We start from the raw sequence: 20,957 nt of genomic DNA on the forward strand, positions 1-20,957 counted from the left end.
GACGTTTCCCCTTGTTGTTATTGGACACTGTACCATCGGACGAGCCGGGGCGCGGCCCAATCGGCTGCGACCTGCTCGATCAGATAGCGGCCGGGATACTCGGCGAGGAAGGCGATGCGCTGGGTCTGGCCGGGCTCGATCGCGAGCGTGTCGAGCCAGAACGGCTTCCAGCCGTCGTCGAGCCGATCGAGCAGACGGAAGTGGTGGCCGTGCAGGCGAAAGACGCTGGCGATCGCACCGCGGTTGGTCAGCGCCAGCACCACCGGCCGGCCGGCTTTGGCCTGAAACGCCGGCGCGGCCGACGGCTTGAACTCCGCAGGGCGGAACCAATCGGTCGGCATGCCGAGCGCGAGATCGAATCGTGCGGCGCTCTTGAGGTCGAGCGCGGCCGGCATGTCGTTACCCGGCAGCGGCGGCGCGGGCGGGAACGGCGCCGGCCGGATCGGCGGTTCGTTCGAGACGATGAGCTTGCCGACCGGGCGCGCCTGCTTGCCGTCATGCAGCAGGATCGGAAAGCCGGTTCCGGCCGGCCCGGCCGCGTCGACAAATACATCCGTACGGCTGCCGGGAGCCAGCACCAGGGCACCGTTGCGGGCCGAAAACGGTTCGGCCGGCTGGCCGTCGATCGCCATCACCCGGACGTCGAGGTTCTCCAGCTTGACCGCCAGCACGCTGCGTTGGCTGCCATTGATGAAGCGGAGTCTGAGCCGGGTATTGGCCGGTGCCGAGATCTCGTATGAGATTTTGCCGTTAATTGTATGAATTGGCGTCGAATCCTTGGGATCGCTGCCGGGCGGGATCGCGCTGCCGTCCGGCCGCAGGCGCCATTCCTCGATCAGCAAGACCTCGTCGCGATCGACCGCGACCGGGGAAGCGCCGGTGACGATCAGCGGGCGCGGCCGCGTCGGCGCCGCTCCGCCATCGCCGAGCAGCGGCGTGCACAGGAAGGTGCCGGCATGGCGGAGCGGCAGCTGGAAGGTATCCTTTGCTCCTGTGGCGAGGGGCGCCCGCGAGGCCAGCGGCTCCGCGGCCGGGATGCCATCGAGCCCGCGGCAATCGAGCGCGGCCGAGACCGGCAGCTCGTTGCCAAAGGTCACATCGAGCAGCTCGCCGCGCTTGAAGCGCAGCTCGCCGCTGCCGAGCGACCAGACCGGGGTTTCCGGGCCGTCCGGACGCAGCGCGATGCGGTCGGTTTTGGCCACCAGCGCGACCGCGGCGCGGCCCTGTGCCGAGCCGGTCGCAGGCCATGCCGGGCAAAGCGCCGCGGCGCCGAGCGCGGCCATCAGGTGGCGCCGGGTGAGCGAAAATTCGGGACGTGTTGCGGGACTTGCCATCCGGCCGATGCGGACCATTTTAGAGGGTACCTGTCCAGTCGCGATCGGTCGCAGGGCGGGCTCTCCAGTGGCCATTTTTTTGCTGCGAACCGGTGGGCGCATGTTATAAGCCCGGCCGCCCGCGGCATCGCGGCCGGACTGGATGCTTTTCGCGCGGGCGTGGCGGAACTGGTAGACGCGCTGGATTTAGGTTCCAGTGACGAAAGTTGTGGGGGTTCGAGTCCCTCCGCCCGCACCAAGCGCTTACAGCGTTTGCATGACGATTTCTTGGAGAACCTTGGGCCCCGAAGGGGTCGAGGGTTCGCCGAACCCACAGACGTCAGGCCGCAAGGCTTAAGCGTCGCACAGATTGAACACTGTCACGGCTGCTTCAAGCCGCGGCAAAAGCGGAAGAAGATTGATACCATGCAGGTCACCGAGACCCTCAACGAGGGACTGAAGCACGAATTCAAGATCAGCGTTCCGGCATCCGATCTCGATGCCAAGGCGGGCGCCAAGCTGGTCGACCTCAAGGACAAGGTCCGTCTCAACGGCTTCCGTCCGGGCAAGGTGCCGGTGGCGCATCTGAAGAAGATCTACGGCCGCTCGGTGATGGCCGAGACCATCGACCAGACCATCAGCGACACCAACCGGCAGATCTTCGAGGATCGCGGCTTCCGCCTCGCCGGCGAGCCGAAGATCACGATGCCGACCGAGAAGGCCGAGGTCGAGGAATTGCTGTCGGGCAAGACCGACCTGACCTACACCGTCGCGATCGAAGTCGTGCCGCCGATCCAGCTCGCCGATTTCAAGTCGTTCTCGGTCGAGAAGCCGGTGGTCGAGGTCTCCGACGCCGACGTCGACGATGCCATCAAGCGGATCGCCGAGGGTAGCCGCCCGTACAACGCCAAGGCCGAGGGGGCCAAGGCCGAGAAGGGCGATCGCGTCACCATCAACTTCAAGGGCACCATCAACGGTGAGGCCTTCGAGGGCGGCACCGGCGAGGGCATCCAGGTCGTGCTCGGCGCCGGCCAGTTCATTCCGGGCTTCGAGGAGCAGCTGACCGGCATCGGCGCGGGCGAGACCCGCACGCTGATGGTGCCGTTCCCGAAGAACTACCTTAACGAAAAGCTCGCCGGCCAGCCGGCCGAGTTCGAGACCACCGCGACCCTGATCGAGGCGCCCGGCGAGGTCACGGTCGACGAGGAGTTCGCCAAGACGCTGGGCCTCGAGTCGCTCGACAAGCTGAAGGAGCTGATGCGCGAGCGCCTGACGGCCGAGTTCGCCGGCGCGACCCGCCAGAAGGTCAAGCGCGCGCTGCTCGACCGCCTCGACGAGAGCCACAAATTCGAGGCGCCGCCGTCGCTTGTCGCCGAAGAGTTCAACCTGATGTGGAACTCGATCAAGGCCGAGATGGACTCGTCCGGCAAGACCTTCGCCGACGAGAACACCACCGAGGAAGCGGCCAAGGAAGAGTACCACAAGATCGCCGACCGCCGCGTCCGCCTCGGCCTCGTGCTGTCGGAGATCGGCGAGAAGAACAAGATCACCGTGACCGACGACGAGGTGTCGCGTGCCGTGATCGAGCGCGCGCGCCAGACGCCCGGCCGCGAGAAGGAAGTCTGGGACTACTACCGCAGCAATGCCCAGGCGCTGGCCCAGCTCCGCGCCCCGATCTACGAGGACAAGGTCGTCGACTTCGTGCTCGAGCTCGCCAATGTGACCGAGAAGAAGGTCACCAAGGAAGAGCTGTTCAAGGATGAAGACGACGCCGAGAAAACTGCCGCTTAATTCCGGCACCTCGCGTTAATGATGAACCGCGAAAGCGCGCCTCGCGACGGCTCCCGTCGCTAGGCGTGCGGACGCGAATCAGCTTGAACTCCTGCGACCTGCCCAGATGGGTAGTGCGGCCAGCTGCCCGGTCTTGTCGGCCGGAAATTGGCCCATATCTGGGTTAAGCGTTAAGCCAAGTCGTCTTGAGCAAAGTGTCGTCTTGAGCAAAGTTCTGCATCACCCCTAACCCCTGGGTTCTTCCATGCGCGATCCCGTTGAAACCTACATGAACCTCGTGCCGATGGTCGTCGAGCAGACCAATCGCGGCGAACGCGCCTACGACATTTTCTCGCGCCTCTTGAAAGAGCGCATCATCTTCGTCACCGGCCCGGTGGAAGACGGCATGTCGACGCTGATCGTCGCGCAGCTCCTGTTCCTCGAGGCCGAGAATCCGAAGAAGGAAATCTCGATGTACATCAACTCGCCGGGTGGCGTGGTGACGTCGGGCCTTGCGATCTACGACACGATGCAGTTCATCCGTCCGCCGGTGTCGACGCTGTGCACGGGGCAGGCGGCCTCGATGGGCTCGCTGCTGCTGGCAGCCGGCGAGAAGGACATGCGCTTCACGCTGCCGAATTCCCGCATCATGGTGCATCAGCCCTCCGGCGGCTTCCAGGGCCAGGCCACCGACATCATGCTGCACGCGCAGGAGATCCTGAATCTCAAGAAGCGCCTCAACGAGATCTACGTGAAGCACACCGGCCAGACCTACAAGGCGATCGAGGACGCGCTCGAGCGCGACAAGTTCCTCACCGCCGAGGACGCCAAGGCGTTCGGCCTCGTCGACAAGGTGATCGACAAGCGTCCCGAGGATCCGGCCTCCGCGAAGGCCGCCTGATCCTGGCAGAGATCCCGAGGCGTTGGTGTGACCACCACATTGACGCCTCACATACCCGGCAAAGCGGGGGACGGCGGAGTACCCCGCAAGTGCATGGGCGGGAGCGGAAAGTTCCGCTTTCGTGCTCATTGGCCGGCGTGGTAATCCCGCAACGTTCCGTGGATTTCGACGTGTATTCCACGTGCGGTCGTGGAAAATCACGGTATTGTCACGGTCTTGAGCCGGCCATCCGATTAGCGAATTCTTGATAGTCGGATGCCAGCATGGTTGGCTGTAATGCATCGACTATGATCGCGGAGATTCGAATAAACCGTGATTGCAACGGTCAGTATTGCGTAGGGTCTTTTTTGGTACGGAATTTGCTCTATCTACCCAAGACCCCGGTTTTGTGCCGGATTGGGTCGATCTGGCAAACAAGATCGAACGGCGGACGGAGATAATGAATGAGTAAGGTCGGCACGAGCGACGCCAAGAACACGCTATACTGCTCGTTCTGCGGCAAGAGCCAGCATGAAGTTCGCAAGCTGATTGCCGGACCGACTGTCTTCATTTGCGACGAGTGTGTCGAACTGTGCATGGACATCATTCGCGAGGAGAACAAGTCCTCGCTGGTGAAGTCGCGCGACGGCATCCCGACGCCGAAGGAGATCTGCAAGGTTTTGGACGACTACGTGATCGGCCAGAGCCATGCCAAGAAGGTGCTGTCGGTCGCCGTCCACAACCACTACAAGCGGCTCAACCATCAGACCAAGCACAACGACGTCGAGCTCGCGAAGTCGAACATCCTGCTGATCGGTCCGACCGGTTCGGGCAAGACGCTGCTGGCGCAGACGCTGGCGCGCATCCTTGACGTTCCGTTTACCATGGCCGATGCGACGACGCTGACCGAGGCCGGCTATGTCGGCGAGGACGTCGAGAACATCATCCTGAAGCTGCTGCAGGCCGCCGACTACAACGTCGAGCGTGCGCAGCGCGGCATCGTCTACATCGACGAAATCGACAAGATCAGCCGCAAGTCGGACAATCCCTCGATCACCCGCGACGTGTCGGGCGAGGGCGTCCAGCAGGCGCTGCTGAAGATCATGGAAGGCACGGTGGCCTCGGTCCCGCCGCAGGGCGGCCGCAAGCATCCGCAGCAGGAGTTCCTGCAGGTGGACACCACCAACATCCTGTTCATCTGCGGCGGTGCGTTCTCGGGCCTCGAGAAGATCATCTCCGCGCGCGGCCGCTCGACCTCGATCGGCTTCGCGGCGCAGGTGCTTGCGCCGGAGGACCGCCGTACCGGTGAGATCTTCCGTCACGTCGAGCCGGAAGACCTGTTGAAGTATGGCCTGATTCCGGAATTCGTCGGCCGTCTGCCCGTCGTCGCGACGCTGGAGGACCTCGACGAGACCTCGCTGAAGAAGATCCTGACCGATCCGAAGAACGCGCTGGTGAAGCAGTACCAGCGGCTGTTCGAGATGGAGAACATCGAGCTGACCTTCGCCGACGAGGCGCTTGGCGCGGTCGCCCGCAAGGCGATCGAGCGCAAGACCGGTGCGCGCGGCCTGCGGTCGATCCTGGAGAGCATCCTGCTCGAGACCATGTTCGACCTTCCGGGCCTGGAAGGCGTCGAGGAAGTCGTGATCTCGCGCGAAGTGGTCGAGGGAACGGCGCGTCCGCTCTACATCTACGCGGATCGTTCCGACCGCGCCGTCGAGAGCAGCGCGAGCGCGTAAGAGCGCGGTCTCCGACCCGCCAAAAATGCACGGCTGCCGGGCGATCCGGCGGCCGCTGTGGCGCAGCAGCAGCGCTCTTGCGGCGTAGCCGCAAATGCTTGTTTAGCCTATATTTCCCGGCACTTCTCGGACTTGACACCCCCCTGCCGGATAGCCACCTAATGCTATCAGCGAGGGGTCTCACGCGTTGAGATTCGTCGCTTCACGATGCGGAATAAGCGGCTGCTGACGGCATTCTCGTTCCGGATCACCAAGGCACCTTGTGGCGGTTGCGCAAGCAGGCGGACTGCGTGCAAGGGGGCAAAACAAAAGGAATAGGCCATGACGACTTCAAAACCCCGGCCAACGATCGTCCACGGCGAAAGCCACTCCTATCCGGTGCTGCCGCTCCGCGACATCGTCGTCTTCCCGCACATGATTGTGCCGCTGTTCGTCGGCCGCGAGAAATCGATCCGCGCCCTCGAAGAGGTGATGAAGAACGACGCGCTGATCATGCTCGCGACGCAGAAGAACGCGTCCGACGATGATCCGGCTCCCGATTCAATTTACGAGACCGGTACGCTCGCCAGCGTCCTGCAGCTGCTGAAGCTGCCCGACGGCACCGTGAAGGTGCTGGTCGAGGGCCTCGAGCGCGCGCGGGTCGAGAAGTATTCCGACCGCAGCGAATATTACGAGGCGACCGCGGTTGCGCTCGCCGACACGGACGCCAACTCGGTCGAGGCCGAGGCGCTGGCGCGGTCGGTGGTGTCCGACTTCGAAAGCTATGTGAAGCTGAACAAGAAGATCTCCGCCGAGGTCGTCGGCGTGGTCCAGGCGATCACCGATTTCGCCAAGCTCGGCGACACCGTCGCCTCGCATCTCGCGGTCAAGATCGCCGATCGGCAGGGCATCCTGGAGACGTTGTCCGTCACGCAGCGCCTGGAGAAGGTGCTCGGCCTGATGGAGAGCGAGATCTCGGTGCTGCAGGTCGAGAAGCGCATCCGCTCGCGCGTCAAGCGCCAGATGGAGAAGACCCAGCGCGAGTATTACCTGAACGAGCAGATGAAGGCGATCCAGAAGGAGCTCGGCGACGACGAAGGTCGCGACGAGCTGGCCGATCTGGAGGAGAAGATCTCCAAGACCAAGCTGTCCAAGGAAGCGCGCGAGAAGGCCCAGCACGAGCTGAAGAAGCTGCGCCAGATGTCGCCGATGTCCGCGGAAGCGACCGTCGTGCGCAACTATCTGGATTGGCTGCTGTCGATCCCGTGGGGCAAGAAGTCCAAGGTCAAGAAGGACCTCGAGGCCGCGCAGGCGGTCTTGGACTCCGATCACTACGGGCTCGAGAAGGTCAAGGACCGCATCGTCGAGTATCTCGCGGTGCAGTCGCGCGCCAACAAGCTGACTGGACCGATCCTGTGCCTGGTCGGGCCTCCCGGCGTCGGCAAGACCTCGCTCGGCAAGTCGATCGCCAAGGCTACGGGGCGCGAGTTCGTGCGCGTGTCGCTCGGCGGCGTGCGTGACGAGGCCGAGATCCGCGGTCACCGTCGCACCTATATCGGCTCGATGCCCGGCAAGATCATCCAGTCGATGCGCAAGGCGAAGACTTCGAACCCGCTGTTCCTGCTGGACGAGATCGACAAGATGGGCGCCGATTTCCGCGGCGATCCGTCGTCGGCGCTGCTCGAGGTCCTCGACCCCGAGCAGAACTCGACCTTCAACGACCATTACCTGGAGGTCGACTACGACCTGTCCAACGTGATGTTCATCACGACCGCGAATACGCTGAATATTCCGGGCCCGCTGATGGACCGCATGGAGATCATCCGGATCGCCGGCTACACCGAGAACGAGAAGGTCGAGATCGCGCGCAAGCATCTGATCCCGAGCGCGCTCTCCAAGCACGGTCTGGACTCCAAGGAATGGTCGATCGACGACGCGGCCCTGCTCTTGATGATCCGCCGCTACACCCGCGAAGCGGGCGTGCGTAACCTGGAGCGCGAGCTCTCCACACTCGCCCGCAAGGCGGTGAAGGAGCTGATGATCTCCAAGAAGAAGTCGGTGAAGGTCACCGAGGCGAATATCGAAGAGTTCCTCGGCGTTCCGAAGTATCGCTTCGGCGAGATCGACGACGAGGATCAGGTCGGTATCGTCACGGGTCTGGCCTGGACCGATGTCGGCGGCGAGCTGTTGACCATTGAAGGCGTCATGATGCCCGGTAAGGGCAAGATGACGGTCACGGGCAATCTGCGCGACGTGATGAAGGAATCGATCTCGGCGGCGGCGTCTTACGTCCGCTCGCGTGCGATCACCTACGGCATCGAACCGCCGATGTTCGACCGGCGCGACATCCACGTTCACGTGCCGGAGGGCGCAACGCCGAAGGACGGTCCGTCCGCCGGCGTGGCGATGGCCACTGCGATCATCTCGGTCATGACCGGCATTCCGGTCCGCCACGATGTCGCGATGACCGGCGAGATCACGCTGCGCGGTCGCGTGCTGCCGATCGGCGGTCTGAAGGAGAAGCTGTTGGCTGCCGCTCGCGGCGGTATCAAGACTGTGCTGATCCCGGAGGACAACGCCAAGGATCTCACGGAGATTTCCGATGCGATCAAGGGCGGCATGGAGATCATCCCGGTCTCGCGGCTGGATGAGGTCGTCGCCAAGGCGCTGGTCCGCGTGCCCGCGCCGATCGTCTGGGAAGAGGAGACCAGCAAGGTCGACGTCAAGCCCGATGCTTCGGATGAAGCGTCCGGCGGCCTGACGGCGCACTGACGCGAGCTCCAGTTGAAATAGAAAACGGCGCCTTCGGGCGCCGTTTTTGTTTTGGCGGTTTGCGAGCGAGGGGGCTCGGTCGAGGCCGACTACTCTTTTTTCTCGACCATGAAATTGCCGAGCGCGCCGAGCGCCATCAGCACGCTGGTCCCGAGGAACACCGCGCGCCATGCCGATATGGCCGCCGATGAATCCGCCGGCGAGCGGGCCGATCACCTGGCCGGCATATTGCGCCGAGATCGAGTAGCCGAGCATGCTGCCGGTGACGGCGTCGGGGACGTTGTGCCGGATCACGCTGGCGATGCAGGGCAAGAGGCCGCCGAGCGCGAGCCCCATCAGGAAGCGCAGCAGGATCAGCTGCCAGCCGCTGACCACGAAAGCCTGCGGGATCAGGAGCAGCGCGGAGACCGCAAGGCAAATGGTGATGATCCGCCAGTGGCCGACGCGATCGGCGAGCTTGCCGAGATGCGACGACGACAACAGGCTGCCGAACGCCGCAGCCGACATCACGAGCCCGGCCACGAACGTGACCTGTGGCGCCTCGACCAATTGGGCGACATAGACCGTGATGATCGGCTCGATCGACATGTTGGCGATCATCAGCAGCAGGCCGGTTCCCCACATCGCGATGACGGGGCGCTTGTCCGGAACCAGCGCCCAGCCGCCGCGCGATTTGCTACCTTTAGCCGTCTTCGGACGCGGCTCCTCGCGGATCAGGAAGGTGGTGCCGAGGAAGGTGAAGAAGATCACGCCGCCGATCAGGAAGAAGGTCGCGCGGATGCCGATCAGGTTCGGCAGCACGCCGCCGATCAACGGACCAACCAGGCTGCCGGCCATGATGCCGGCGGACAGCACGCCGATCGCCCAGCCGGACCGCGCCTTCGGCGTCTGCGCCGCGACCAGCACGGTCGAGCCCGAGGCGTAGCCGCCGAGCAGGCCGGTCAGCAGCCGCAAGCCGACCAGCTCGTAGACGTTATGCGCCATGCCGATCAGCGACATCGCGATCGCCATGCCGAGGCTGGCGCGGATCAGCATCAGCTTGCGGCCGTAGCGATCGGCAAGCCGGCCCCACAGCGGCGCCGTCAGTGCCGCGCTGAAGAAGGTTGCGCCATAGGCGATACCCGACCATTGCACGATAGCGGCGTGATCGGTGACGCCGAGCTGCTCGACATAGAGCGGCAGGAACGGCAGCAGCAGGGTCATGCCGACGATGGTCGTGAAGGAGCCGAACACGCAGACGATCAGGTTGCGCTTCCAGGGGCCCGCGTCGAGCAGGGCTTCGCGATCGACTTCCATATCCATGTCAGCGCAGCCCGATCACGGCGAAGCCGCGCGCCCGCAGGCCGCGGCGATCCTCGTTCAGCGAACGCAGCAGGCGATCGCGGGTGTCCTTGATATGATCGGCGGCTTCGCGCGCGGCGACCTCCGGATCGTTGGCCTCGATGAAGCCGAGGATGCGGCGGTGCTCGCGCCAAGCCTGCTCGCGCGACGGTTCGGTCCACACTTCGAGCCAGCGCGCCCGCGACAGCCGGGTCATGGCGCCCTTGATCGCCTTGACGATGAAGGGGTTGCCGGAGAGCCGCGCGATCTCGACATGGAAATCCGTGCCGACCCGGTGCCATTCCTCGCGCGGCGCGCCGGACTGGCAGGCATCGAGCATCTCTTCGATCGCGGCGATGTCGGCCGCGCTCGCGCGCGCACAGGCGAGACGGACGGCCGTCGTCTCCAGCGGGATCCGGAACTCGGCCAGCGCTTCGAGCTCACCGAGGTCGATCGGCGCGACGATCCAGTTGCGGCCGTCGCGGCGGACCAGCTCTTCGCCTTCGAGCCGCACCAGCGCGGCGCGGATCGGAGTGCGCGATCCCTCGAACCGGCTCTCCAGCCAGCGCTCGGTCAGCCGTTCGCCGGGGCCGAGGTCGAGTGAGAGGATCATTTCCCGGAGCTGGTCGTGGATTTGCAGCATCTGTGACATGGCGCCGTTCCTGCGTCAGGTGATCGGCGTATCCCGGTTTGGTATCCCAAACAAGGCCGATCCGGGATACCAGCATTGCGCCCTGACGTGGTAGGCCGGAGGCCCGGCCGTGCTGGTGGAACCGGGGTCCGGCGAGTGACTTTGTCTGACGGACTTGGGAGAGTGCGGATGCAGATCGACGGGCAATGCCATTGCGGGGCGGTGACCTATCGGGCCGAGATCGACCCCGAGCTCGTGTCGATCTGCCATTGCACGGACTGCCAGGCGCTGACCGGCTCGCCCTATCGCGTCACGGTGATCTGCGCCGCCGAGCAGGTCCACCTCACCGGGCGTCAGCCAAAGGTGTACGGCAAGCGGGGCGATAACGGCCGGATCCGCTTCCAGCATTTTTGCGGCGATTGCGGCTCGCCGCTGTTCACGAGCGGCGAGGATGGCGGCCCCGACGACTGGGGCATCCGCTGGGGCAGCATCCGCCAGCGCGGCCAATTGCCCCCGCGACGCCAGCTCTGGTGCCGCTCGGCTGCACCCTGGATCAACGATCTCCAGGGATTGCCGGCACGGTCCACGGATTGAAAAGGATTGAAGCCCACGGATCGAGACTTTGCGGCCTTGCACCTCGGGGGCAGGCGAGGCTAAAGAGGCGCCGCGGGCAAGGGCGGTTAGCTCAGCGGTAGAGCACTGGTTTTACACACCATTGGTCGGGAGTTCGATCCTCTCACCGCCCACCAGCCTTCGCACCTCACGGGCTACGGCTGGGCAAGCCAGCCTTGAGCACAAATTCATCCGCTTGTTCGGTGCCGCAGGGTGAAGGCTGTCACGCCGAAGCTCGAAGAGCGCGGCGGACCGGTTCTCCCATCTCTGATACGCCGCCGCTCTATTGCTGAAGCATCTTGATCGTCGAGATCGGCCACTTCCCGATATGGCCCTTGATCGATATGCGCAGCCCATGGGACTCGTCTAGGAACACGTCCGCGACGGTCCCCGCCGTCCCATCGGTAAGGACCACAGCCCTTCCAACCAGCTCAGCCTCCACTTGCACGTACTCGCGCAGGATGACGATGGCGCGGTGTTTCACGAGCTGCAAGGCGGCCTCGGGCTGATGAGCTCTCCGTAGCAAGGCCATGGCTCGGCCTCCATGCGCGCGCGGAGAGGGCGCGATCCCGGCCTCGGGGTAGTTGTGGGGTGGCCGGGATCGCGCTTGCTCCGCGCTGGTGTGCAAAGGCTATTTGGTCTCCGATCGGGGAAAAGATGCCGAAAGTCACGCTTTCGCCTGAGAGCGGTTCCTGCCGGCGCGATGCGATGTGGGTTTGATGCCGACGCGGCTGCGATGCTATTCTTCCCCGCCTAACCGGGAACTTGATGCATGCGCAAACTCGCCGCGATTTTTCTTCTCACCATGATTGCCGGACCAGCACTCGCGCAGGCCGACCACGTCCAGCGCTATCGCGAAGAGGTCGAGAAATCACCGGCGGATCTGGCCAACGAGGCGCGGCAGCAGCGCGCCTATCAGCGTGCGCTGAGCGGCGTGCCGGACCAGAAGCCGTCCGACCCGTGGGGCATTGCGCGCAGCAATGACGCGCCCAAGGGCGCTGCCGCGAAGACCGCCGCACCGAAGCAGGCCAAGCCGACCAGCGCAGCCGCCAAATGATTCCCGTCTGCGGATCCGTCCGATGAAGTACTACGTTTGCAAATTGACCGGACCGCGCCCGACCTTTCCGCAGGACATGACGCCGCAGGAGGCCGCCATCATGCAGGCGCACGTCGCCTATTGCGGTGAGCTGCTGCAGGCCGGCAAGGCGCTGATCTTCGGACCGGTCGCCGATCCCACCGGTGTCTGGGGATTGGGCGTGCTGCAACTATCGGATGATGCCGATCCCAACGAGATCGTCGCCAACGATCCCGTCACCAGGGCCAACGCCGGATTCACCTATCAGGTCACGCCGATGTTGCGCGCTGCGACGCGCGAGAGCTGCTAGCATCGCCGGATGCTTCCGCAACGAGGTTTGATCCGATGAACGCAGGCCACCCGCAAAACGCCGATCAGATTGCATATTGGAACGGGCCGGGCGGACAGCGCTGGGCCACCCGGCAGGCCGCGCAGGACATCGTGCTGCAGCCGGTGCTCGATCTCCTGATCGATCGCGCCGCGCCGAAGGGAGGCGAGCGTGTGGTCGATGTCGGCTGCGGCAGCGGCGCCTCGAGCTTCGCGCTGGCGGCGAAAGTCGCGCCCGACGGCCGGGTGCTCGGCGTCGACGTCTCGGAGCCGATGCTGTCGCGGGCGCGGCAGAGCACGCCGCAGGGATTGCCGGTCGAGTTCGCGCTGGCCGACGCGACCGTCCATCCGTTCGCGCCCGAAAGCTTTGATCTGTTGGCCTCGCGCTTCGGCGTGATGTTCTTCGCCGATCCGGCGGCATCGTTCGCCAATCTGCACAAGGCGATGAAGCCGACCGGTCGTCTTGCCTTCGCCTGCTGGCAGGAGCCGCGCGAGAACCCGTTCTTCATGGCGCCGCTTGCCGCGGTCTACAAGCACGTGCCGAAGCTGCCGCAGCTCGGGCCTGAGGATCCCGGTCCGTTTTCGTTTGCATCCGAAGCCCGGGTGAAGCGGATCCTCGCTGAAGCTGGCTTCTCCGGCATTGCGATGGAGCCGTGCAGGGTCGAGCTCGATGTCGCCACCGGCCGCGGCATCGATGCCGCGATCCAGGGCACGCTCGAGATCGGACCGGCCAGCCGCGCGCTGGAAGGGCATCCGGATGAGGTGCGCGCGGCCGCCATCGCCTCGATGCGCGAGGCGCTGGCGCCGTTTGCGAAGGGCGATTCGGTGCTGCTGCCGGGCGCGATCTGGATCGTCACGGCGCGGGCGTAACGGAACGGGTTGTTAGCGCCGTCATTGCGAGGTGCATAGCGACGAAGCAATCCATCGTGCCGCGTGCGGAGACATGGATTGCTTCGCGGAGCTTGTCATCCGGCGGCGGTTCGCGCCGACCGGTTGGTTCGCAATGACGAAGAGGACTGTTCGAGATCTCAGGCCCGCTCTTCCCAGATCATCGCCAGGTGCACGATGGTCTGCACGGCCTTCTCCATGTCCTGGCGGCTGACCCATTCGAGCCGCGAGTGGAAGGCGTGCTCGCCGGCGAAGATGTTCGGGCAGGGCAATCCCATGAACGACAGCCGCGAGCCGTCGGTGCCGCCGCGGATCGAGGTCTTCACCGGCGCGAGGCCCGCGCGCTGGATCGCCTCGATCGCATAGGCGACGATCTGGGGATAGCGATCGATCACCTCCTTCATGTTGCGGTATTGCTGCTTGACCTCCATGCGGTAGGTCGAGCGCGGATACCCCTTCATGACGTCCTTCACGATCGCTTCGAGCAGCGTTTCCTTCTGCTTCAGGCCGGCCTCGGTGAAATCGCGCACGATGAAATCGATCCGCGCGGTCTCCAGCGCGCCTGAGATCGCGACCGGATGCAGAAAACCTTCCTTGCCCTCGGTGGTCTCGGGCGAGCAGGTGTCCTTCGGCAGGCGATCGACGATTGCGGCCGCGATCTTGATCGCGTGCTCCATCTTGCCCTTGGCGAAGCCCGGGTGGGTCGCGACGCCTTCGATGATGATGCTGGCGCCGTCGGCCGAGAAGGTCTCGTCCTCGATATGGCCCGCAGTCTCGCCGTCCATGGTGTAGCCGAAATCGGCGCCCAGCTTCCTGATATCGACCTTGTCGACGCCGCGGCCGATCTCCTCGTCCGGCGTGAACAGGATCTTGATGGTGCCGTGCTTCACCTGCGGGTTGGTGACCAGGAAATGCGCGGCATCCATGATCTCAGCGAGGCCGGCCTTGTTGTCGGCGCCGAGCAGGGTGGTGCCGTCGGTCGTGATGATGTCGTTGCCGATCTGGTCGGCCAGCGCTTCGTGCTCGGCGGCGCGGATCACCTGCGAGGCGTCGGCGGGCAGCATGATGTCGCCGCCGCGGTAGTTCGTCACGACCTGCGGCTTGACGTTCTTGCCGGTGCAATCCGGCGAGGTGTCCATATGCGAGCAGAAGCAGATCACCGGCACCGCCTTGTCGGTGTTGGCCGGGATCGTCGCATAGACGTAGCCGTGCGGATCAAGATGCGCGTCCGATATCCCCATCGCCTGCAATTCGGCGACCAGGAGGCGGCCGAGATTCTTTTGCTTCTCGGTGGAGGGCGTGGTGGGGGAATCCGGGTCGGACTGGGTGTCGATCACGACATAGCGCAGGAAGCGCTCGGTGACGGTGTGCTTGAAGTCGAGGGCCGGTGCCAGCATGAAGACCGCGCAAGGAGAGGGACGGGAACAAAGCGCCCGGGCGAGTTCGGTTCGCGCAGGCAGGATGCATCAGGAGACAGAGCTATAACAGAAAAGCGCCACTCCGGGGCCGCGCACGAGCCGGAATGGCGCTTGAGATCAACGGAGCGTAAAGCGCCTAGATCGCTTCCTTCAGCTCCTTGGCGGCGCGGAAGGCGACCTTCTTGCTGGCCTTGATCTGGATCTGCTCGCCGGTCGCCGGGTTGCGGCCCATGCGGGCGGCGCGCTTGCGGACCTGGAGGATGCCGAGGCCGACGATCCTGATGCGCTCGCCCTTCTTGAGGTGCTTGGTGATGCGGGTGACCATGTCGGTCAGGATCGCCTCGGCCTGCTTCTTGGACAGTTCCTGCTCTTCGGCGATGGCCGCCGCCAGGTGCTTCAGCGTGATCGTCGCCGGGGTCGCTGCTTTCTTCGCCATGTGTGGCCCTCCTCGTTGCTGAATGGCTGGATTGCTGCTTTCACGCGAATGGCGCGCCGTTCGCGTCGGGAAAATGCGTCTGGAAAAGTCCTGAAAGCCGCCAGTTCTGGGGATGGGCAGCGCCGGGCCGGCCACAGGAAACCCAGACGTATCAGGCCTTATTCGATTCGGGGCTTTGCCGACACCACCGTTCCCCCTGAAAATAGCCGACAATGCGCGTCCCACAGCGTAAAATCGGCGGCGCTGTGCAGGGATCCGGAACGTCCTTGACTAACGGGATGCGGGCCTTTATGCCCTCGGTCCTGCGCGGATCAGTCCGATGATCAGCATCCGCGGGAGTAGCTCAGTTGGTTAGAGCGCCGCCCTGTCACGGCGGAGGCCGCGGGTTCGAGTCCCGTCTCTCGCGCCATCAATTCAAGCGCAAAATCAAAACCTTAGCTTAGTTCCCTGATCGTTGCCGCTGTTGAGAAGTGTCACACGCCAGTGTGAGACGTTCGGCCGCCTGTTGTTCGGCCGCTTCGCGCTTTCTTGCCCCCGACCGCACGTCCGATCGAAACGGAACGATCAGGCGGCAAGACCGACGGCGTCGCCGGCCTGCGCTGCCTGCTCTCGACGATGCGAAGCTGCCGCCTGCTGTTCGGGCGTCAGCCACCACAGCAGGAACAGCAGCGCGATGCCGTTCGACAGCAGGCCGGTCGTGAGCGGCACGTTCATGACCGCCTGCACGGCGATGCCTGACGATACCGCGGTGAAGCGTGGCGAGAGATGCCGCGAGACCATCGATCCCACCGCCAGGATCAGACCGCAGACGAGGGCCGATGCCGGCGCGAGCGCGAGACCGACCGAGGCGATGCCTTCGGTGGCGAGGAAGGAGGCGTTGAAATTGCCGTCCCGATAGATCGCGCCGAGCGTCGGACCGAGCTCGCCATACGGGCAGGCGGTCAAGTGGCGCAGTGCGGTGATCTGACAGAACCGGGTGAGCTCATGATGGGCAAAGAAGTCGGCGTATTGATCGAGCGCGAGCGACGGGATCGCGACGAAGCGCAGATTGATGGCGCTGAACACGACATAGTTCCTGTCGGCGCCGAGAACGACGAACGCCAAGAGGCCGATGATCATCGGAATGACGAAGGCGAGCACCGTGGCCAGCCGCGGGTCGAACCGGCCGAACAGCCAGAACAGGAACGGCAGCCAGAGCGGCAACAGCAGCACGGTCTTGTTGTTGACGACCGGATAGAAGCTGAGCGCAATCAGCAGCACGCCGGCGGCCGGCAGCCACTGCCTGCGCGACGCCAAATGCGCGAACAGATAGGGCAGCACCGCGCCGATGATGATCCCGGTCAGATAGTTCAACAGCGCCGGCCGCGCCACCGCGTTCCGCGCCGCGCCGTAGGGATTGCCGAAATTGGCGCCGTAGGAGATGTCGCCGATCAGCACCGCGAACGACGATGCCAGCAGCACGATGGCGATGCGCTTGACGGCCGCATCGGACAGGTCGGGCCGCCGGAGCGGGACCGTCTGGACCATCAGGGGGACCATCGCGGCGGCCAGTGCGGCGATCATGGCCCAGCGGGCGGTCGCGTGCGGATAATCGAATGCGCTGAAGAAGCTGAGCCAGACGAAGCCGAACACGGCCGACAGCAGCGAGAAGCTCACCAGATAGCCGAAGCTGAATCGTCCGGCGACGAAGGCCGGGATGAACACGACCATGATCGCGGTGCCAAGCACCGCCTGCGCCGTGAGGTCGGATCGCCAGACGTGCATCGCCGGGAACGCGTGCCCGCAGGCGATCAGCGAGGCGACGCTGAGGACGAAGAAGCCGGCGATCGTGACACCGACAGCCAGGTCATCGCGCGTCAATGGCATCGGTCCGTCCGAATTGAAAGCTTGTGGCAGCTAGCCAGCCGGACTCGGCCGATGCAAGTTAAGCAAAGTTAAGCGACGTCTCGGTCTGTGTTGGTGTGTTTCTATCCGGCGTCCTGTCATCGCAGTGCCGTATTGAAGTCATGGACGGCCACACGTTGCCGTGATCAGGCAAAGAATGCGGCGAGGGCCTCCAGGTCGGATTGTCCCGGCGTATCGCCGCGCAAATTGGCGTCGATCACGCGGCGGCAGGCGTCGACCGTGTGGGTGTCGCCCAGTTCGTTGGCCGCCTCCAGGATCGACCAGACCGTGTCCATGGGAACGTCGCTCTGCATGGTCGCTTTCGGGTCTGACAGCATCGGCGTCGCCGGGGTTAGAATTCGAACAGGTCGCGGCCGCGCCGGGCCAGGATGTGCAGATCGGCGACCGTGCCGCGCACCGCGCTGCAACGGCGGCATTCGATGATGGTGTCGCCGGACGCGCGCGCCGGATCGGCGACCTTGATCGCCAGGCTGCCGCAATCCGTGCAGGTGATCTTGAAGCCGGTCGAAATGACTTGCTGCTGTAAATTCATTGTGGCCTGCGCCCCTGTTGAGACAGACCATACGGAACAATTTTTAAAACGGGGATCGCGGAGCGGATCGCAATCGAACGACTGCGTTAGGACGCGATTAAGATTTCGCCGCCGTCGCGCGGCCCGGCAAATGCAGCGCCGGCCTGCCGAGCCCGGCCGCATCGGTGCGCACGCGGTCCCGCGCATTGACGGTGATCACGCCGGCAGCATGCGCCCAGACCGCGAGGTCGGACACGCTGTCGCCGGCGTAGATGAAGCCCTCCGGAAAGGTCGTGCGCAGCAGATCGGCCTTGTTGGCACCCTTGAGATTGTGCGCGCCGTCGGAGGCGAGCACCTGGTCGATCCAGGGCAGACGCGATGCCAGCCGGTCCGCGAGCAAGGCGTCGGCCGCAGTCGCCAGCACGATGCGGCGGCCGGCCGCCGTCTCGCGCTCGGCCAGCGCGACAACGTCCTGGTGCAACTCGATCTCGCTCCAGTCGATGCGCTGGCGCAGCGCGAGCTGGCGCTTCAGCGCCGCGCGGCCGCGCGTCAGCCAGGCGGCGCATGACACGACGATCAGCGGATTGCGGCGCAGGACCGAGACAAAGCTGAGATAGAGCAGGTCGCCTTTGATCAGCGTGCCGTCGAGGTCGAGCACCAGCGGCAGCGACGTCGGCAGTCCGAGCAGCGTGTGCGATCCGCCAAGGCGGGAAGCATCCCGCGGCATTGCGATGATTTCGCCGGGCAGGCGAGGCTCAGTCATTCGCGGCGCTCAGCCGGGTTGCGACCTGGCGCACGTCGATCTCGCGCGCCCCGGTCTCGGTGGTCCTGCAATCGCCGTAGCCGAACTTGCCGGCAAAGGCCACTCCATCCCGACCGGAGCGAGACGCACGACACGGCCGCCGGTCGCGGCGTTGGAGCCGCAACAAAAAAGCCGCCCGAAGGCGGCCGTCTTGTTTGCGGAAGCCTGACGCAATCCTTAGCGGACGGTCGAGGTGCCCGACGAGGTGATCGCCACCGGCTTGCCGGCCTTGATGACCTGGGTGGTCTGGGCAGTCTGGGTGAAATCCGCGTTGTTGCGGGCCGAAATGCCGAAAGCTGCAATCCCGATCGCCGCAACGAGGGCAACTACCACAATCTTGAGGTGGGTCGCGCGATCGGCTGAATGGATCGAGTGGTTCATGGTCGCCTCCGGGCGTCTATGCGCCGTCTATGGCAGCTACTGGTAAGCCCCATCTGTTTCCGGATCGTTTCGTGAGTTCCCGGAAATGGTTTCGTGCCACGGGCGGATTGGTTTCACCGTGCCTTGCGTCACACAGGCGGAGGGCCGAAACTGGCTCCAGGCGCCGAACGCGCTCGGGAGAAAAACAATAATGAAAACAATGAAAATGACGCGCCGGGGCTTGCTGGGAACCGGCTCTGGCGCCGTCGCCGCCACGCTGTTTGGCAAACGAGTCCTTGCCGCTGCCGAGTTCGACTTTAAGCTCGGCGTTGACACGCCGGAAACCCATCCGCTGACAATCCGTCTCGTCGAGGCCGCAAAGGACGTTGCGGCGCAGTCGTCCGGGCGGGTCAACATCACGGTGTTTTCGAACAGCCAGCTCGGCGGCGACCCCGAGATGCTGTCCCAGGTCAGGGCCGGCGGTATCGAATTGATGGCGGCGCCGAGCCTGACGCTGTCGATCCTGGTGCCGCTGTCAGGCTTGCCGAGCATCGGGTTTGCCTTCCAGTCCTACGACCAGGTCTGGGCCGCGATGGACGGCGGCGTCGGCGATCTCGTGCGCGAGGCGATCGCCAGGTCTGGCGTCGTGCCGCTGAAGAAGGTCTGGGACAACGGCTTCCGCCAGATCACCTCGTCGTCGAGCCGGCAGCTCAACAGCGTCGACGACCTCAAGGGCTTCAAGATCCGCGTGCCGGTGACGGCATTGCTGACCTCGCTGTTCTCCGGCCTCGGCGCATTGCCGTCGAGCATCTCCTACAGCGAGCTCTACTCGGCGCTGCAGACCCACATCGTCGAAGGGCAGGAGAATCCGCTGGCGCAGGTCTCGACCGGAAAGCTCTACGAGGTGCAGAAATACTGCGCGTTGTCGAACCATTGCTGGAGCGGCTACTGGATCATCGGCAACCGCCGCGCCATGGCCGGCTTGCCGCCCGATCTGCGCGAACTCATCAACACGACGTTCGACGCGGCGGCGGTGAAGGAGCGGGCCGATCTGATCGAGATGGATCGCTCGTTGCAGGCCGAACTGACCGGGAAGGGCATGACCTTCAACAAGCCCGATCCGGTGCAGTTCAGGGCCGCGCTGGTGAAGGCCGGCTTCTACACGCAGTGGCAGAAGACCTACGGCGCGGACGCCTGGGCGGCGCTGGAGAAATACACCGGCAAGCTCACTTGAGCCCAGTCTGACATCATGCGCGTGATTACCTGACGCGTAATCGCGCGCGCGGCCTCCTTTTGCGATGGTCGGTGCATCGGCGACATGGCGCCGATCGATCCGCACAGGGAGAGACACGATGGCCAACCAACCGCTTTATGCGACCGCCAGGGACGGCACAAAACTGTTCGTGCAGGATTGGGGCTCGGGGCGGCCGGTGTTGTTCCTCGCCGCCTGGACGTTCAATTCCAGTGTCTGGGGCAACCAGATCGTCGCCTTGAATGCAAAAGGCTATCGCTGCATCGCGCCGGACCGGCGCGGCCATGGCCGTTCCGACCTGCCGACCACGGGATACGATCTCGACACGCTGACCGATGACGTCGCTGCCGTGATCGAGCAGCGCGGACTGCGCGACGTCACCATCGTCGCGCATTCGATGGGATCGATCGAGGCGGTGAACTATCTGGCGCATCACGGCGCGGACCGTATCGCGCGGCTGGTGCTGGTGGCGCCGACAACGCCGTATCTCATCCAGACCGACGACAATCCGGACGCGGTGCCGCGAGCGATGGTCGAGGCGCAGAATGCCGCGATCGCGCAGGACTTTTCGAAATGGATGGGTGAGAACGAGGCGCCGTTCTTCATGCCCGACACGCCCGAAACCACGCGGGCCTGGGTCAGGGAGATGATGCTGAGCGTGCCACTGCCGGTGGCGCTGGCCTGCCGCAAGACGATCTCCTTTGCCGATCTGCGCACTGCGGCGAGTGCCATCGATCGCCCGACGCTGATCGTGCAGGGCGACAAGGATGCCAGCGCACCGCTCGAGCTGACCGGCGCGAAGACCGCAAAGCTGATCAGGGGAAGCAAGCTCGTCGTCTATGAAGGTGCGCCGCACGCTCTGCCGCTGACGCACAGCGCGCGCCTGATGGCCGACTTGCTGGCCTTCATCGACGCTTAGAGTTTTGACGCGTTTTCTTGGCGCGAACCGGTACCCACTTCGCTCGAA

20 protein-coding genes, 3 tRNA genes and 1 pseudogene are annotated in these 20,957 nt (G+C 64.6%); 13 read left to right on the forward strand and 11 right to left on the reverse strand.

All coding sequences use genetic code 11. The features are described from left to right. Positions 1 to 17: 17 nt before the first annotated feature. The gene (locus tag ACVINW_RS29460; RefSeq protein ID WP_456754512.1) at positions 18 to 1,352 is read right to left on the reverse strand and encodes a multicopper oxidase family protein; all 1,335 of its coding nucleotides are present in this window, start codon (positions 1,350 to 1,352) and stop codon (positions 18 to 20) included. 135 nt (positions 1,353 to 1,487) lie between these two features. Between ACVINW_RS29460 and ACVINW_RS29465 the strand changes: the two genes are divergently transcribed. The 5 genes from ACVINW_RS29465 (at position 1,488) to lon (ending at position 8,453) form a co-directional block, all read left to right on the forward strand. Further along, positions 1,488 to 1,572, forward strand: a tRNA-Leu gene (locus ACVINW_RS29465). A gap of 167 nt (positions 1,573 to 1,739) precedes the next feature. After that, a complete protein-coding gene (gene tig, locus ACVINW_RS29470; RefSeq protein WP_456754513.1) occupies positions 1,740 to 3,104 on the forward strand; it encodes a trigger factor in 1,365 nt (454 codons plus the stop codon). 244 nt (positions 3,105 to 3,348) lie between these two features. Beyond that, complete coding sequence (locus ACVINW_RS29475; RefSeq protein ID WP_076857756.1) at positions 3,349 to 3,984, forward strand: ATP-dependent Clp protease proteolytic subunit; 636 nt, start codon at positions 3,349 to 3,351, stop codon at positions 3,982 to 3,984. 443 nt (positions 3,985 to 4,427) lie between these two features. Beyond that, positions 4,428 to 5,702 carry an ATP-dependent Clp protease ATP-binding subunit ClpX gene (gene clpX, locus ACVINW_RS29480; protein ID WP_018271869.1) on the forward strand — a complete coding sequence of 425 codons (1,275 nt, stop codon included), beginning with the start codon at positions 4,428 to 4,430 and terminating at the stop codon, positions 5,700 to 5,702. 321 nt (positions 5,703 to 6,023) lie between these two features. After that, complete coding sequence (lon, locus tag ACVINW_RS29485; protein WP_456754514.1) at positions 6,024 to 8,453, forward strand: endopeptidase La; 2,430 nt, start codon at positions 6,024 to 6,026, stop codon at positions 8,451 to 8,453. Between the two features lie 89 nt (positions 8,454 to 8,542). Here lon and ACVINW_RS29490 read toward each other — a convergent pair. Then, positions 8,543 to 9,755: pseudogene (locus ACVINW_RS29490) on the reverse strand (MFS transporter). Position 9,756: 1 nt separating this feature from the next. Next, on the reverse strand, positions 9,757 to 10,425 hold the full coding sequence (locus ACVINW_RS29495; RefSeq protein ID WP_456754515.1) for a GntR family transcriptional regulator: 669 nt from the start codon (positions 10,423 to 10,425) through the stop codon (positions 9,757 to 9,759). Between the two features lie 168 nt (positions 10,426 to 10,593). Between ACVINW_RS29495 and ACVINW_RS29500 the strand changes: the two genes are divergently transcribed. Next, complete coding sequence (locus ACVINW_RS29500) at positions 10,594 to 10,998, forward strand: GFA family protein (protein WP_456754516.1); 405 nt, start codon at positions 10,594 to 10,596, stop codon at positions 10,996 to 10,998. Between the two features lie 80 nt (positions 10,999 to 11,078). Beyond that, positions 11,079 to 11,153: transfer RNA gene (locus tag ACVINW_RS29505), tRNA-Val, on the forward strand. A 146-nt stretch (positions 11,154 to 11,299) separates the two neighbouring features. On the opposite strand, the gene ACVINW_RS29510 is transcribed toward ACVINW_RS29505, so the two are convergent. Next, a complete protein-coding gene (locus ACVINW_RS29510; protein WP_456756533.1) occupies positions 11,300 to 11,509 on the reverse strand; it encodes a PRC-barrel domain containing protein in 210 nt (69 codons plus the stop codon). A gap of 279 nt (positions 11,510 to 11,788) precedes the next feature. Here ACVINW_RS29510 and ACVINW_RS29515 point away from each other — a divergent pair, with 279 nt between their 5' ends. Genes ACVINW_RS29515 through ACVINW_RS29525 form a run of 3 tightly spaced genes read left to right on the forward strand, consistent with a single transcriptional unit; the run spans position 11,789 to position 13,288 of the window. After that, positions 11,789 to 12,073, forward strand: coding sequence for a hypothetical protein (locus ACVINW_RS29515; protein WP_456754517.1), 285 nt, complete (start codon positions 11,789 to 11,791; stop codon positions 12,071 to 12,073). A 22-nt stretch (positions 12,074 to 12,095) separates the two neighbouring features. After that, complete coding sequence (locus ACVINW_RS29520; protein ID WP_456754518.1) at positions 12,096 to 12,401, forward strand: YciI family protein; 306 nt, start codon at positions 12,096 to 12,098, stop codon at positions 12,399 to 12,401. Positions 12,402 to 12,436: 35 nt separating this feature from the next. Then, positions 12,437 to 13,288: a class I SAM-dependent methyltransferase gene (locus tag ACVINW_RS29525; RefSeq protein WP_456754519.1), complete on the forward strand. Its 852-nt coding sequence runs from the start codon at positions 12,437 to 12,439 to the stop codon at positions 13,286 to 13,288. 158 nt (positions 13,289 to 13,446) lie between these two features. Here the strand turns inward: ACVINW_RS29525 and pepT are convergent, their stop codons facing one another. After that, positions 13,447 to 14,703 carry a peptidase T gene (pepT, locus tag ACVINW_RS29530; RefSeq protein ID WP_456754520.1) on the reverse strand — a complete coding sequence of 419 codons (1,257 nt, stop codon included), beginning with the start codon at positions 14,701 to 14,703 and terminating at the stop codon, positions 13,447 to 13,449. Between the two features lie 157 nt (positions 14,704 to 14,860). Then, positions 14,861 to 15,184 carry an HU family DNA-binding protein gene (locus tag ACVINW_RS29535; protein ID WP_349629985.1) on the reverse strand — a complete coding sequence of 108 codons (324 nt, stop codon included), beginning with the start codon at positions 15,182 to 15,184 and terminating at the stop codon, positions 14,861 to 14,863. A gap of 308 nt (positions 15,185 to 15,492) precedes the next feature. Here ACVINW_RS29535 and ACVINW_RS29540 point away from each other — a divergent pair. Next, positions 15,493 to 15,569 (forward strand) — tRNA-Asp (locus ACVINW_RS29540). A 155-nt stretch (positions 15,570 to 15,724) separates the two neighbouring features. On the opposite strand, the gene ACVINW_RS29545 is transcribed toward ACVINW_RS29540, so the two are convergent. From ACVINW_RS29545 to ACVINW_RS29565, 5 genes are all read right to left on the reverse strand, one after another. Next, positions 15,725 to 17,026 (reverse strand): hypothetical protein, encoded by a 1,302-nt coding sequence (locus tag ACVINW_RS29545; protein WP_456754521.1) that lies wholly within the window; start codon positions 17,024 to 17,026, stop codon positions 15,725 to 15,727. Between the two features lie 164 nt (positions 17,027 to 17,190). Next, positions 17,191 to 17,382, reverse strand: a complete 192-nt coding sequence (locus ACVINW_RS29550; RefSeq protein ID WP_456754522.1) for a hypothetical protein — start codon at positions 17,380 to 17,382, stop codon at positions 17,191 to 17,193. A gap of 14 nt (positions 17,383 to 17,396) precedes the next feature. Then, positions 17,397 to 17,597, reverse strand: a complete 201-nt coding sequence (locus tag ACVINW_RS29555) for a hypothetical protein (protein WP_456754523.1) — start codon at positions 17,595 to 17,597, stop codon at positions 17,397 to 17,399. Positions 17,598 to 17,694: 97 nt separating this feature from the next. Then, positions 17,695 to 18,339, reverse strand: a complete 645-nt coding sequence (locus tag ACVINW_RS29560) for a haloacid dehalogenase-like hydrolase (RefSeq protein WP_456754524.1) — start codon at positions 18,337 to 18,339, stop codon at positions 17,695 to 17,697. A 216-nt stretch (positions 18,340 to 18,555) separates the two neighbouring features. Next, positions 18,556 to 18,759 (reverse strand): hypothetical protein, encoded by a 204-nt coding sequence (locus tag ACVINW_RS29565; protein WP_212013533.1) that lies wholly within the window; start codon positions 18,757 to 18,759, stop codon positions 18,556 to 18,558. A 199-nt stretch (positions 18,760 to 18,958) separates the two neighbouring features. Here ACVINW_RS29565 and ACVINW_RS29570 point away from each other — a divergent pair, with 199 nt between their 5' ends. Together ACVINW_RS29570 and ACVINW_RS29575 are read left to right on the forward strand one after the other, a co-directional pair. Next, positions 18,959 to 19,972 (forward strand): TRAP transporter substrate-binding protein, encoded by a 1,014-nt coding sequence (locus tag ACVINW_RS29570; RefSeq protein WP_456756534.1) that lies wholly within the window; start codon positions 18,959 to 18,961, stop codon positions 19,970 to 19,972. A 118-nt stretch (positions 19,973 to 20,090) separates the two neighbouring features. Beyond that, positions 20,091 to 20,909: an alpha/beta fold hydrolase gene (locus ACVINW_RS29575; RefSeq protein WP_456754525.1), complete on the forward strand. Its 819-nt coding sequence runs from the start codon at positions 20,091 to 20,093 to the stop codon at positions 20,907 to 20,909. The last annotated feature ends 48 nt before the right edge of the window (positions 20,910 to 20,957 follow it).

The sequence above is a fragment of the Bradyrhizobium sp. USDA 4461 genome, assembly GCF_054055655.1.